The sequence below is a fragment of the Lentzea indica genome (assembly GCF_012184385.1).
In the GTDB taxonomy this organism is placed as follows: domain Bacteria; phylum Actinomycetota; class Actinomycetes; order Mycobacteriales; family Pseudonocardiaceae; genus Lentzea; species Lentzea indica.
Genome location: NZ_VSRL01000016.1, coordinates 61,744 through 74,854 on the forward strand (window position 1 = coordinate 61,744; position 13,111 = coordinate 74,854).

The 13,111-nt window shown below is 69.0% G+C and carries 15 protein-coding genes; 9 read left to right on the plus strand and 6 right to left on the minus strand.

Annotated features, from left to right (window positions below; all coding sequences use genetic code 11):
- Nucleotides 1-1,121 precede the first annotated feature (1,121 nt).
- On the plus strand, nucleotides 1,122-1,322 hold the full coding sequence (locus tag FXN61_RS07260; RefSeq protein ID WP_167971467.1) for a hypothetical protein: 201 nt from the start codon (nucleotides 1,122-1,124) through the stop codon (nucleotides 1,320-1,322).
- Nucleotides 1,323-1,343: 21 nt separating this feature from the next.
- Here the strand turns inward: FXN61_RS07260 and FXN61_RS07265 are convergent, their stop codons facing one another.
- The gene (locus FXN61_RS07265) at nucleotides 1,344-1,727 is read right to left on the minus strand and encodes an SsgA family sporulation/cell division regulator (RefSeq protein WP_167971469.1); all 384 of its coding nucleotides are present in this window, start codon (nucleotides 1,725-1,727) and stop codon (nucleotides 1,344-1,346) included.
- 188 nt (nucleotides 1,728-1,915) lie between these two features.
- Here FXN61_RS07265 and FXN61_RS07270 point away from each other — a divergent pair, with 188 nt between their 5' ends.
- Entirely contained in the window at nucleotides 1,916-2,374 is a 459-nt protein-coding gene (locus FXN61_RS07270; protein ID WP_167971471.1) for an ATP-binding protein, read from the plus strand.
- A complete protein-coding gene (locus FXN61_RS55135) occupies nucleotides 2,292-3,893 on the plus strand; it encodes a helix-turn-helix domain-containing protein (protein WP_167971473.1) in 1,602 nt (533 codons plus the stop codon). Before FXN61_RS07270 ends, FXN61_RS55135 begins: the two co-directional genes overlap by 83 nt.
- Nucleotide 3,894: 1 nt before the next feature.
- On the opposite strand, the gene FXN61_RS07280 is transcribed toward FXN61_RS55135, so the two are convergent.
- The 4 genes from FXN61_RS07280 to FXN61_RS07295 are packed head-to-tail and all read right to left on the minus strand — an operon-like array spanning nucleotide 3,895 to nucleotide 7,540.
- Complete coding sequence (locus FXN61_RS07280; RefSeq protein ID WP_167971475.1) at nucleotides 3,895-4,455, minus strand: helix-turn-helix domain-containing protein; 561 nt, start codon at nucleotides 4,453-4,455, stop codon at nucleotides 3,895-3,897.
- A gap of 20 nt (nucleotides 4,456-4,475) precedes the next feature.
- On the minus strand, nucleotides 4,476-5,198 hold the full coding sequence (locus FXN61_RS07285) for a MaoC/PaaZ C-terminal domain-containing protein (RefSeq protein WP_188134777.1): 723 nt from the start codon (nucleotides 5,196-5,198) through the stop codon (nucleotides 4,476-4,478).
- 16 nt (nucleotides 5,199-5,214) lie between these two features.
- On the minus strand, nucleotides 5,215-6,384 hold the full coding sequence (locus FXN61_RS07290) for an acyl-CoA dehydrogenase family protein (RefSeq protein WP_167971479.1): 1,170 nt from the start codon (nucleotides 6,382-6,384) through the stop codon (nucleotides 5,215-5,217).
- A gap of 10 nt (nucleotides 6,385-6,394) precedes the next feature.
- Nucleotides 6,395-7,540 carry an acyl-CoA dehydrogenase family protein gene (locus FXN61_RS07295; RefSeq protein ID WP_167971480.1) on the minus strand — a complete coding sequence of 382 codons (1,146 nt, stop codon included), beginning with the start codon at nucleotides 7,538-7,540 and terminating at the stop codon, nucleotides 6,395-6,397.
- A 40-nt stretch (nucleotides 7,541-7,580) separates the two neighbouring features.
- On the opposite strand from FXN61_RS07295, the gene FXN61_RS07300 reads away from it, so the two are divergent.
- From FXN61_RS07300 to FXN61_RS07325, 6 genes are all read left to right on the plus strand, one after another.
- Nucleotides 7,581-8,180, plus strand: coding sequence for a TetR/AcrR family transcriptional regulator (locus FXN61_RS07300; RefSeq protein WP_167971481.1), 600 nt, complete (start codon nucleotides 7,581-7,583; stop codon nucleotides 8,178-8,180).
- Between the two features lie 9 nt (nucleotides 8,181-8,189).
- Nucleotides 8,190-9,200 (plus strand): non-homologous end-joining DNA ligase, encoded by a 1,011-nt coding sequence (gene ligD / locus FXN61_RS07305; RefSeq protein ID WP_167971482.1) that lies wholly within the window; start codon nucleotides 8,190-8,192, stop codon nucleotides 9,198-9,200.
- The gene (locus tag FXN61_RS07310; RefSeq protein ID WP_167971483.1) at nucleotides 9,197-10,015 is read left to right on the plus strand and encodes an aminoglycoside phosphotransferase family protein; all 819 of its coding nucleotides are present in this window, start codon (nucleotides 9,197-9,199) and stop codon (nucleotides 10,013-10,015) included. The genes ligD and FXN61_RS07310 overlap by 4 nt, the downstream gene beginning before the upstream one ends.
- Nucleotides 10,016-10,065: 50 nt before the next feature.
- Nucleotides 10,066-10,293 carry a DUF8847 domain-containing protein gene (locus FXN61_RS07315; RefSeq protein WP_167971484.1) on the plus strand — a complete coding sequence of 76 codons (228 nt, stop codon included), beginning with the start codon at nucleotides 10,066-10,068 and terminating at the stop codon, nucleotides 10,291-10,293.
- A 90-nt stretch (nucleotides 10,294-10,383) separates the two neighbouring features.
- Nucleotides 10,384-11,301, plus strand: coding sequence for a DUF1996 domain-containing protein (locus FXN61_RS07320; protein WP_167971485.1), 918 nt, complete (start codon nucleotides 10,384-10,386; stop codon nucleotides 11,299-11,301).
- Between the two features lie 87 nt (nucleotides 11,302-11,388).
- Entirely contained in the window at nucleotides 11,389-12,075 is a 687-nt protein-coding gene (locus FXN61_RS07325) for a DUF6319 family protein (protein WP_167971486.1), read from the plus strand.
- Nucleotides 12,076-12,390: 315 nt separating this feature from the next.
- On the opposite strand, the gene FXN61_RS07330 is transcribed toward FXN61_RS07325, so the two are convergent.
- Nucleotides 12,391-13,111: alpha/beta hydrolase (locus FXN61_RS07330; RefSeq protein WP_188134778.1), on the minus strand; the 721-nt coding region annotated here is incomplete at its 5' end.

A 13,111-nucleotide genomic window follows, 5' to 3' on the forward strand; every position in this document is an offset into this window, starting at 1 on the left:
CGGCTGCTCGCCCCCGAGAGCGCGATGCTCTTCCGCAGGCTTGCGCTGATCCACGGCCCGGACACGTCCGTCGCGCTCGCCGCGGTCGCCGCAGACATGCCGCCGGACGACACGGAGACGTTGCTGGAGGAACTCGTCGACGCGAGCCTTCTCCGTCCGGACGTCCCCGGCCGGTACTCGTTCCACGACCTGATCCGCGACTACGCGCGCGAACGTTTGCACAGCGAGGAACCCGACCTCGAGAAGCACCGCCTGCGCACGCGCGATTGGCTGCTGTCCACTGCGATGCAAGCCGCGTCGGCGTTCCTCCCCGACGACAAGGGCGCGTCGGACCTGGCGAGCGCCGACCGCTGGCTGTCCGACGAGCTCGCGAACTGGCGCGGTGCGTTCCGGGAGGCCGTCGGCGACGGCGCGTACGAGCGGGTGCTGGCGCTGGCGCGGTCGATGCACTGGTACTCCGACCACCGCGCGACCGGTGACCTGTGGCTGGAGGTCTACACGGCAGGCGTGCGCGCCGCGGGGGAGCTGGGCGAGCTGGAGCAGCAGGCTCAGCAGCTCAACTTCGTGTGCTGGGTCTACGTCGCGCGGCACACGCACATCCCGCTGGCCATGCGGTGGCACCAGGAGGCATTGCGGGTCGCCGAGGAGTGCGGCTCGCTGGCGGAGACGGCCTGGGCGCACTACTACCGGTCGGCCATCGAGACCCGGCTCGGCGACCACGCGGCGGGCGTGACCCACGCCAGGCGTGCCACCGACCTGTTCCGCGAGGCCGGCCAGCCGATGAACGTGGTGCTCGCGCTGTCGTACACCGGTGTTCTGCTGCAACGGCTGGGCCGCTTCGCCGACGCGGTCGAGACGCATCGGGCGTGCGTCGCGGAGGAACGCGCGTTGCGTGGGATTCAACGTGGCGTGGCGCTAGAGAACGCCGCCCAACTGCTGCTGCGCCTGTCGGACGCTCTGGTCGCGGCGGAGGAGCACGAGGAGGCGCTCAGCGTGATCGCCGAGGCCGAGGAGCTGGTCGGGCAGGGAGCCGCGAACCTGCTGTCGATGGCGCGGCACACCCGCAGCCGGACGCTGCTCGCGGCCGGCTCGCCGAGGCGCGCGAACAGCTGACCGGGGCCGTGGAGTCGCTCTCCGACCCGGAGGTCAAGGTGTCCGTGTTGATGGAGCTCGCGGGCCTCTGCGATCGCATGAACGACCACGACGCGGCGATCCGTCACCGGGTACGCGCTCTGGCCGAGAGCGAGCGCTACGAGTCACCTGGCATGACCAGGTTGCAGCACGAGGTGGCGGAAGCACTCGGGATCAGCCTGCCTGCGTGAAGACGGCCCAGCTTGAACGACTCAGCGCAGGACGATGCTGAGGAACGCGTCGGCGTCGAAGCGTTCGGAACCGGGCGGCACGAGCCGGTAGGTGGCGTCGAGGAACTTCCGCAGCGTCCCCGTCGGCACCCGGAACACGGTCACCTGCCGGTCGGAGATCAGCTCCAGCACCAGCACCCGGCCGGCGTGCGGTCGCAGCCGCACGTCGCCGTCGCCCGCCGGCATGGTTATGCCCTCGGCGAGCAGGTCCCTGCCCATGATCCAGGTGGCCACCGCGCCGCCGGCGTGGAAGTTCATCGTCACCGCGAACGGGTCGTCCGCCTGGTAGAGCAGTTGCGTCTCCACCGGGGCGGTGGCGCCGTCTGGGCGGACGAAGTCGAAGACGGTGCGTGACGCGACCCGCATCGGGACTCCCTGAAGTGTTCGCCTATGTTCAGCAGTTCTCACGCAGGGAACGCCGAATCGGTTCAAAGTCGCGTATTGCCATTACCAATTGATTCGTCGAGCAGTTTTGTGCGAACGGGCAGACCTGCGGAACTTCTGCCGGTGCTTCTGCATGGTCCTTCCCGCCCGCTGACGATTTGCTGGTCGGCATGGTTGCCCCACTTCGCCCAGGCCTCGTCGGCACCGTCGTGCGCGAGGCAGGTGGCCTGCTCGTGGGCCGTGACCGGGAGATCGCCGTCTTGACAGACGCGCTCGGTGGTGGTGCGCGGTCGTGCGTCGTGCACGGTGCGACGGGGATGGGCAAGAGCGCCCTGCTGTCCGTCGCGTCGTCGATCGCGGTGCGCAGCGGGTTGCGGCCGGCGCGCGGTCTTCGGGCGTTGTCCGGCGTCGACCGCCACACGGTGCTCGTGGTGGACGACGCCGAGCAGCTCTCCGCCGAGGAGACCGAGCGGCTGTCGCGGTTCCGGGGCGCTGTGGTGGTCGGGCGGAGACTTCGACCCGGACACGTTCGCGGTGGTCGACGCCGTGCGGGTCCCGGTGCGGCCGATCGAGGCCGCGTCGGTGGCCGAGATGATCCGGCGCCGGGTCGACGTCGAGGCCTCGCCTGAGCTGACCGCGCTGTGCCTGGAGTACAGCGGTGGCGCGCCGGGCGTGTTGAGCGATGTCCTGGACGTTGTTCCGGACCTTGCGGTGAACTCGTTGCGCGGCATGCTTCCCGGGCTGCGGCTGCCACGGCTGCTGCGGGCCGTGCGGCGGCACTGGCAGGTGCTGGACGCCGACGCGGTGACCGTCGCCCGTGCTCTCGCCGTGCTGGGCAGTGCGCCGCTGGACCTGCTCTGCGAGGTCGCCGGAATGGGGTCGTTCCGCACGCTCGCCGCGTTCGAACGCCTCGTTGACGCACGCCTCGCCGCCGACGAGCCGATGCGCATCCAGTCGCCGGCGTTGAGCCACGCGATCCGGCACGAGACGGCGCCCGAGTCCAGGGAACGCCTTCACCGTGCGGCGGCAGCCGTCATGCATCGGCGGTGCGACCCACCGGCCGCTGTCGCCGAACACGTCATGGCGTGCGCCGAACCCGTTGGGACGCAATGGGCAGCACCAGTGCTGCACAGCGCGGCGCGGCTGCACCGGGCGGCAGGACGGCCGGAGAACGCGGCGAGGTGCCTGCGCGCCGCTCTCCGCGAGCCGTTGAGCAAGCCGGTCGCCGCACAAGTGGTGGTGGGGATGGCGGATCTCCACCTGCGCTGCGGAATCCCGCCGCGGGCCGACGAACTCGCACGGTGCCGGCTTTCCGCCGAGGGCGACGCGGCGGAATGGCTCGCCGCGGTCGTCCTCGACTGGCAGTGCGACGAGGACGTTCTGGGTGCTTCGGGGAGTTCGCCGGTCGTTCCCGCGCATCCCGAGCAGGTGCTGCGCGATCTCGCGGACGGCACGCCGGAGAGCGGGCCGAGGGTGCTGCCGTCGCTCGTCCTCGCCGGGCTCGGACTTCTGCGGACCGGATCTGCCGCGGTGCTGGATCTCGCGCCGCGGCTGCGGGCCCGTCTCGTCGGCGCGGAGAACGACTGGCTGGTGGCCCTGGAAATGTGGGCTCACCACGAGAACGGTGACCACGCCCAGGTTGCCCGGCTCATGCGTGACCTCGCCCGGACGTCACCCGCGAGAGGCTGTGTGGCGTTGGGAGCGGGAGCGTTCGTCGCATCCTGTGTGGACAGAGGACGTCCAGGTGAGGCGCGGGAGATTTTGGTGCGTCTCGGTTACACGGGCACGTTGGCAGCGGCATGGGCGTGCACTTTGCTGCTGCACCACCGCGCACGCATGCACCTCGCTCTCGGCGCGCCGCGGGCCGCGTTGGCTGACGCCGAAAGGGCGGGGGCGACCGAGTTGCGGGAGCAGGCGCGGGCGGCGTTGGCCGAACCGATCCGGCCTGTGCGCGGGGCGGCCTGGGAGAAGCTGACGCCGCACGAGTCCCGCATCGTGCGGCTGGCGCTGGACGGGGAGACGAACCGGGCGATCGCGACGCGGTTCAACGTCACGCAGCGCGCCGTTGAGCTGCATCTGACCCGCGTCTACCGGAAGGTCGGGATCAGCAGGCGCGTGCAGCTGTCGTCGGTTTTCGGTCCTGTTTGACCTACAACAGGCCGGAGCGCAGGGCCCACGCCACGGCGTGAACGCGGTTGCGCAGCCCGAACCGTTCCAAAAGCTGGTGCAGCGCGTACTTCACGGTCCGCTCCGAGCAGAACAGCCGCGCGGCGATCTCCGCGATCGTCGCGCCGTCGGCCAGCAGCCGCAGCAGCTGCAGATCGCGGTCGTTCAGCACCGGCGACCTGTCCTGCACGTGGTGGCCGCCGACGAGCAGCTTGATCAGGCGTTCGGCGTTGACGTCCGCGCGCCGCAAGGGAACCGCCAGCCCGGCCTGCGCGGCGATCGACGGTGTGAGGTCGTGCACACGTGCCGCGATCACCACGATCCTGGAGGAACCGCAAGCCCGCAGCCGTGCCGCCTGTTGCGCGCACAGTTCGTTGACGAGAGCCAGCAGGACATGCGCGTCTGTGCGCTCTTGCACCACTCGGACTCGGGGCGAGTTCTTCAGCAGGTGCGTCACACCGGCCGCGCTGATCAGGTCGCGGGACTCCACCGCTACGCGCACCGGTTCGATTCCGGAGTCCACGGTCGACAGGGCAGTACTCATGTGTCCGATCGTGCGGACGTTCAGCGGCTGTCCACTTCGGAAAACCGAACCGATCCGATGAGAACCTGCTGATCGCCGGCGAACGTGCGGAACTCACCGGTCGGCCAGTGCTCGATCCTGAGCTCGTCACCGGGGAGCACCGGTGCGGTGAACCGGGCGTGCAGCTCGGTGAAGTCCTTGCCGCGCACGGTGATGCCGAGCGTGCACAGGCCGTGCAGGATCGGCCGGTCGAACCCGGCGCGAGCGGCGAACTCCGGGTCGTGGTGCATCGGGTTCACGTCACCGGTCTCGGCGTAGCGCAACGCCTGGTGCGCCGAGGTCTGGAAATAGCTGACCTCAGGCTCGGTCTCCGGAACGGTGAACTTCCGCGTCTCGCCCCGTTCGCCGCCGAAACCGCCTTCGCCCTTGATGAAGCACGACGACCGCGTTGACGCGTACTCCGACTCCCACGTGCTGACGACGAGAGCGCCGGAACCCTTGTCGTAGATGCCGGTGACGGTCTTGGTGACGACCGTGGAACCGTGTGCGGGGAGCCTGCGGTGCAGCCACAGCGACTGTTCGGCGTGCAGGACCTGGGTCATGTCGGCGCCGGTCAGTCCCAGCTGCGGGCCGCCGTGCTGCAGCAGCGGGATGGCGAACGCGGGGGAGTAGGCGCCGACGGCCGCCCCGTACACCTCGGCGTCGTCGGCCGACCAGGTGCGGACCTGTCGTTCGACGACGCCGAGGATGCTGTGCTGGAGCATCACCCCAAGATACGTGCTAGCCCAGTGAGCCCCGGATGTTCGCGTGGCCCTTGAGCAGGTTGCGGGCGATCGTGCGGCGCTGGATCTCGTCGGTGCCCTCGTAGATGCGCAGCAGCCGCAGCTCGCGGTACCAGCGCTCGATCGGCAGCTCGCGGGTGTAGCCCATGCCGCCGTGGATCTGCAGCACCCGGTCGACGATCTCGTTGGCCTTGATGCCGCCGTAGAGCTTCGCGATCGACTGCGCCTGCCGCGAGTCCTGCTTCTGGTCGACGAGCCACGCGGCGTGCAGCACGAGCCAGCGCAACGCCTCGATCTCGACCGCGGAGTCGGCGATCATCCACTGGATGGCCTGGTACTCGGCGATGGGCTGGCCGAACGTGACGCGGTTCTTGGCCTGCTCGATCGCCATCTCGACGAGCCGCTCGACACTGCCCAGCGCGCGGGCGGGCAGCAGGTAGCGGCCCTGGCCGATCCACTGCATCGCGAGGTGGAAGCCCCTGCCGACCTCGCCGAGGATGTTCTCCTCCGGCACGCGGACGTTGTCGAACACGAGCGCCGCCGGACCCCACTGGCCCATGGTGGGGATGGGCTCGGACTTCCAGCCCATGTCGCGGTCGACCAGGAAGCACGTGACGCCGCCGTCGGCGCCTTTCTCCTTGTCCGTCACCGCGAACACCATCACGAAGTCGGCTTCGTTGCCCTGCGTGATGAACGTCTTCTCGCCGTTGATGACCCACTCGTCGCCGTCCTTGACGGCGGACGTGCGGATGGCCTTGGCGTCACTGCCGGCGCCGGGCTCGGTGATCGCGAAGCACGACACACGTTCGCCGGAGATCGTCGGCAGCAGGTAGCGCTGCTTCTGCTCCTCGTTGCCGTGGAACAGGATGTTGTCCGCGTACCCGCCGAACCGGAACGGCACGAAGCTGCGGCCCAGCTCGGCCTCGATGAGCGCGGTCATCATCGCGCCGAGGCCCATGCCGCCGTACTCCTGCGGGGTCAGCACACCGAAGAACCCGGCCTGCTTGGCCTTGTCCTGCAGCGCCTTCAGCTCGTCCTTGGGCAGGCCGGGCTGGCCGGCGCGTTCGCGGCGCAGCACCTCCGGCTCCAGCGGAATGATCTCCTTGCGCACGAAGGTCCGCACCCAGTCGCGGATCTCCTTCTGCTCGGCGTCGAGCGTGAAGTCCATGTTCTGCCCCTTAGACGAATGCGTTGATGCCCGTCAGCGCACGGCCGATGAGCAGTTTCTGGATCTGGCTGGTGCCCTCGTAGAGGGTGGTGACACGGGCGTCCCGCAGGTACTTGCCCACCGGGTACTCGTCGATGTAGCCGTAGCCGCCGAAGACCTGGATGGCGTTGTTGGCGACTTTGACCGCGGCCTCGCTCGCGAAGAGCTTGGCCATGGAGGCTTCGGTGCCGAACGGCAGGTTCCGGTCCGCGAGGTCGGCGACGCGCCACGTGAGCAGGCGCGCGGCGTCGGTCTCGACGGCCATGTCCGCGAGGAGCTCCTGGACGAGCTGGAAGGCCGCGATGGGCTTGCCGAACTGCTCGCGTTCCTTGGCGTAGGCGAGCGCGGCCTCCAACGCGCCTCTCGCCGCACCCACACAGCCCGCCGCGACGGACATGCGGCCCTTGTCGAGCGCGCCCATCGCGAGCTTGAAGCCTTCCTCGCTGAGCAGGGCGTCGTCGCCGACGTGGACGTCGTCGAGGGTGATCTCGGCGGTGGCCTGGCCGCGCATGCCGAGCTTGCCCTTGATCTCGGTGGCGGTGAAGCCTTCCTGGCCGGTGGGCACGAGGAACGCGCTGACGCCCTTCGGTCCAGGTCCGCCGGTCCTGGCGAAGACCAGCGCGACGTCGGCCCACGTGCCGTTGGTGATGAAGACCTTGCGGCCGTTGATCACCCAGCCGTTGCCCGTCTTCGTGGCCTTCGTGGCGAGGCTGCCGGCGTCACTTCCGGTGCCGGGCTCGGTCAGTGCGAAACAGCCCAGTTCGGCGCCTGCGGTGAGGCCGGGCAACCAGCGTTGTTTCTGCTCCTCGGTGCCGTGCTTCGCGATCGACTTCGCGACCAGCCCGAGCGAGACGGAGATGATCCCGCGGACGGCCGAGTCGCCGCGGGCGATCTCTTCGAGGACCAGGCAGTAGGCGAGGTTGTCGCCACCGGATCCGCCGTAGGTCTCGTCGATGCCGAGCCCGAGGAACCCGACCTGGCCGAGCGCAGGGACCAGGTCCCTGTCGATCGCCTCGTCGCGGTCCCAGCGCGTGGCGTGCGGGACGATGCGCTCGTCAGTGAAGCGCCGGGCAAGCTCCCTGAGCTGCCGGTGTTCGTCCGAAAGCGTCAAGTCCACGGGTCCTCCCGATTAACCGAACAGTGTTAGGTTAACCCACATGCCCCGGCCGAGCACCCCCCTGCTGAGTCCCGACCGCATCAGGTCGGTGGCTCTGGCCATCATCGACCGGGACGGCCTCGACGGCCTGTCCATGCGCAAGCTCGCCGCGGAGCTGGGCGTGCAGGCCGCGTCGCTGTACGGGCACGTTCGCACCAAGGACCAGCTGCTCAACGACATCGCATCCTCCATATTGTCTACAGTCGACGTGTCGGGGTTCACTGTCGACTGGCGGGAGGGCCTGATCCGGTGCGCGCGCTCGTACCGCACGGCGCTGTCGTCGCACCCGAACATCGTTCCGTTCCTCGCGTACGGCCCGGCCGGTCGCGACGAGTCGCTTCAGCGGCTGGACCTCCTGCACGGCGCGCTGGTCGACGCCGGCTGGTCGCGCCGAGAGGCCACGATGATCGCCGCGGGCCTGATGTACATCGTGTTCGGCTCGGCGCTGAGCTCGTTCTCCAGCGGCTTCTCCGCGGACCCGGCCGACTACTCCGGCCGCTATCCGCACCTCGACCGCGCCCACCTCCTGCCCGGCGTCGCCCGCGAACTGGACCGCGACAGCTTCGAACTGGCGCTCGCGGCGTTCGTCCGCGGCCTTTAGTGTTCTGGCGTGGCTGCTGCGAAGGCGAAGGCGATCGAGCTCGAAGTCGGTGACCAGCTGGTGCGGGTGTCCAACCCGGACAAGCCGTACTTCCCGGCGCGGGGCATCACGAAGGGCCAGGTGGTCGAGTACTACCGCACCGTGGCCCCGGTGCTGCTGTCGGTGCTGCGAGACCGCCCCGTCGTGCTGAAGCGCTACGTCGACGGCGTTGAGGGCGAGGCGTTCTACCAGAAGCGCGTGCCCAAGGGCGCTCCCTCGTACGTGGAGACCGTGCAGGTCAAGTTCCCCTCCGGTCGCCCGGCCGACGAGATCTGCCCGACGTCGGAGGCCGTGATCGTGTGGGCCGCGAACCTCGGCACGTTCGACTTCCACCCGTGGCCGGTGCGGCGTCCTCTGGTCGACCTCCCGGACGAGCTGCGCATCGACCTGGATCCGCAACCGGGCACCGACTTCCGCGACGCCGCTGCCGTCGCCGCTGTGTTGCGCGAGGTGCTCGCCGACGCCGGTTTGGTCGGCTATCCGAAGACTTCGGGTGGTCGCGGCATTCACGTCGCCGTGCGGATCCGGCCGGAGTGGGACTTCATCGACGTCCGGCACGCGGTGATCGCGCTGGCTCGTGAGGTCGAGAAGCGGGCGCCGACTTTGGCCACTTCGGCCTGGTGGAAGGAAGAACGCGGCTCTCGCGTCTTCATCGACTTCAACCAGGCCGCCCGCGACCGCACCATCGCCTCCGCCTGGTCGGTGCGAGGGACCTCTCGCGCGACCGTGTCGACACCGGTCACCTGGGACGAACTGTCCACTGTGGATCCCGACGACTTCGACGTGCTGACCGTGCCGAAGTACCTTGCCGAGCGCGGAAACCCGCACGAGGGACTGGACTCCGAGGCGTTCGGGATCGAGACGTTGCTGGAGTGGTACGCGGCCGATCCGCGTGGCGAGATGCCGTACCCGCCGGACTACCCGAAGATGCCGGGCGAGCCGATGCGGGTGCAGCCTTCGCGCGCCCGCAAGCAGGAGTGACCACGCTTTCGCACCACGACGCCGAGCAGCTGCGCGACCGCCTCGGCCTGCGTGGCGACGTGGTGCGGTTCGAAGAGGGCTCGCTGCCCGTCTTCGCCATCGGCGACGACCTGGTGCTGAAGCTGTGGCCGCCGGAGCATCACGACGAGGTGCCGACCGAGGTCGCGGTCATGGAGGCGTTGTACGGCAAGCTGCCGGTGCCGACTCCGCGGCTGCACGACACGGGTCTGCTCGACGACTGGGCTTATGTGCTGATGTCACGGCTGCACGGCTCGGAGCCCGATGTGCCGGACGTCGAGATCAGCGTTCAGGTCGGGGAGATGCTGGCGGCGTTGCACGAGGTCGAGCCACCGGACGTGCTGGAGCCGAAGGACTGGGCGGCGTTCGTGGCTGAGCAACGCGCTGGATGTGTTGAGCAGCAACGGAAACGCGATCTGTCCGAGCACTGGTTGGAGCAGATTCCCGAGTTCCTGGACGACGTGGATCTCGGTGACGTGCGACCGGTGTTGCTGCACACCGAGGTGATGAGCGTGCACCTGCTGCAGCAGAAGGGGAAGCTGTCCGGGCTGTTCGACTTCGAGCCGGCCATGCGCGGGGCGTTCGAGTACGAGTTCGTCGGCGCGGGCATCTTCGTGACGAAGGGCGACCAGAGGTGCTGGAAGGCGATGATGGACGCGTACGGGCGCACGCCGGATCCTCGGCGCGTGATGGCGTACGCGTTGTTGCACGTCTACTCCAACATGTCGTGGTTCATGGGTGAGATGCCGGAGGCGGATTCTCTGGACGAGCTGGCTGTGCGGTGGTTCGGGGTGTGAGTGAGCCGACCGGATGTATCGGGAACGGATCCAGTGACCGACCTCGTAGAATGAGACGAACGCGAGAGGAGGTCGGCGTGTCCCAGCCCTATGTCGTGCGGTACGTCGGCGGTCCTCTCGACGGCCGGGTCGACTCGCTGCCGTCCGCACCAGAGGACCCGAAGCAGACCGTGACGCACGTGCATCTGCACGGCGGCCCCAAGATTGTTCACGTCTACGACCTGTCGTACGCGGTCGAGTACGGCTGTGAGTACCGGCTGCGCGCCGAAGAAGCCTGAGCAACCCTCACGTGGACACGCACTGGCAACAGGGTTTACCGTACCTGTCATGAGAGCGCTCTCACGCAATGTGGTGCGAGAGGAGTGTCCATGCACGTGCGGATTCGAGGAGCGATCGGCATCGCGGCGGTGGCGGTGGCGCTCGTGGCGGCGGGACTCGTGGTGGGGCAGCGGACGGCCGTGTCACACGCGGGGCACAGTTACATCTACAGCGCTGAACAGGCGCGGGCGATGGTGGAGCAGCAGGCGGTTCCTGGGTCCGAGTTCCGGGTGACCTGCTCGTCGAGTCATCGCGGGCAGGACGACCCGATCGTGTTCCAGAACCGGTCGGGCGTCTCGCACATGCACGAGTTCTTCGGCAACCGGACGACGAACGCGTTCTCGACGCTCACGTCGTTGCGCGCGGGGTCGACGAACTGCAACCCGGTGTCGGACAAGTCGGCGTACTGGGTGCCGACGCTCTACAAGAACGGTCAGCCCGTCGCGCCGGACAGCGTGACGATCTACTACCAGGGCATTCACGACCGCACGCGTGCGGTCGCGCATCCGCAGGGGCTGCGGTACGTGGTGGGCAACGCGAAGGCCGCCTCGCCGGCCGAGAACCCGGCGGCGCGGTGGTCGTGCACCACGCAGTCGCCGTCGAACCGCGACTTCCTGAACTGCCCGGCCGGCACCAAGGTCGAAACCTACCTGGACTTCCCGACGTGCTGGAACGGCAGGGATCTCGACTCGGCGAACCATCGTGACCACATGGCGTTCGCCATCGGTCTCGTCTGCCCGTCGTCGCATCCGGTGGTGGTGCCGCGGCTGGAGTTCCTGATCACCTATCCGGTGAACGGCACCGGGTTGTCATTGGCAGGCACGCTCAACGGCGTGAACGTGACGAACGCGCCCGGCTACACGTTCCACGGTGACTTCATGAACGCGTGGGAACCGACCGAGCTGGAACGACGTGTCCGCAACTGCATCAACGCGGGCTACATCTGCGGGACCGACGGCAATCCGTAACGATCTTGCTGCCGACCCGGTACTCAGAAATGTCAGGGGTGTAGGGCATGCTGGGGCACAGGTGTTCGAACGTGGGGAGGCAGCGCGATGGCGAAGAAGAGCGGGCTGTCGGCGGAGGACGTCGACAGCCTGCGCTCGCAGCTGGACGGAGGAACCCAGCCGCTGGTGTGGTTCACAGCGGCCGCGGTGGGCATGGAGGCGGGAAGGTCGGCAAAGCTGCTGGCGTTCACCGATCCTCCCGAGGGCGATTTCATCCAGGTCCGGCCCACGGGCTCGAAGGACGAGATGTCCTTCTCCCCGGCGGAGCTGACGCTGGAGAAACCCCCGCCGCGCAAGAAGCCGGCGGCCCCACCTCCTGCGCCACCTGAGCCGCCGCGCGAGACTGAGATCATTCATCCCTACGTTCCGGAGGCGCCGGTGAAACCCGCGGCCCCCAAGCCGAAACCCGCGGCCGCTCCTGTCGAGCCCGCTGCCGTGAAACCCGCGCGCAAGCCCGCGTCGAAGGGCGCCACACCCGAGGTCACCGTGACCCTGGTGTCGATGGGCGATGGCGAGTGGACCGTGGAGGTGCTGCAGGGCACCCGCAAGACCGTTCGCCCGACCCCGGTCTCCCCGGCCGCCGTGGCGCAGGCCTCGAAGCTGCTGACCCCGGAGGTCGCCGAGATCGTCGAGGGCGTCCTGAACGCGGCGCGTGCTCAGCAGCTGGCCCGCGTGGAGCAGTTGCGCGCCGAACTGGAGGCAGCCCAGAAGGCTTTGGACGACCTGGGCGCGTAGCGCGGTCACCTGCTGCGACGCCTCGGTGGTTGTCCGGACGCGTTCGGGTGAGAGGGCTTCCCAGGTCTGGTGCCGGGGCGGACCGTGGGATGCGCGGATGTCCCGCGCAGGTCCGGCTTGGAGGACGGGGAGGCCCTGATGGGTACGTGTGGATGCTGTTCCGGGTGCACGGGTCCCGGCTGCGGCTGCTGTTCCAGCTGCTGACACCAGAATTCGGCCGGGGAGCTTTCCGCGTTGTGGTCACGCGGAGGCTCCCCCTCGCCGTGTGCGAGGCGCTGAGCGTCTTGGGACGCAAGGGTTTCCAGCGCCACCCGATCAGGGCGGGCAGACGGTGCCGTTCGACGGAACCTTCGCGTCGATCAGGTAGTCGCGCACGGCCGTGGTGGCGCAGCCCGACAAGCCCAAGGCCCCGTGCCCGCTGCCCTGCCACCCGATCAACGCCGACCCCGGCAGCCGCTGCGCCGCGTGCTCGGTGCCGGATGCGGGCGTTGAAGGGTCGTTGGCCGTGCTCAGCACCACGATCGGCGGCGCGCTCTTCAAGGCGTCGAGCTTCTCGGCCTTGGGTGGCGGGAACGGGTTGCAATGCAGCAGCTGGCGGGCGAACACGGCACCGAACATGGCGTGCTTGCTCTGCCAGTCGGCGGCGAGGGCCTTCACGCGGTCCGGCGGGATGCGGGTGGCGGTGTCGTTGCAGCCGATCACCAGTCCGGCGTCGAAGCGCGGCGGGTTCTCGTCGAGGTCGTTCACCAGCGGGTCGAGCAGGGCGAACAGGCCGCTGCCGTCGCCGGCACGCGCCTTCACCAGTGCGTCGGCCAGTGCTGGCCAGCGCGAGCGATCAGCCAAACCGATCAGGATCGCGTTCAGCGCGGAGCCGGGCGTCAGGTCCACGTACTCGCCGCGAACGCGCCCGGAACGCAGCTGGCCCAACAGCGCCTGGACGTCCTCGCGGGGGTTCGCCAGGGCGCAGCTGCGGATCTTGCAGTCGCGGGCGAACGCCTCGAACGTCGCCTCGGCCGCGACGGCACGGGACTCGAGC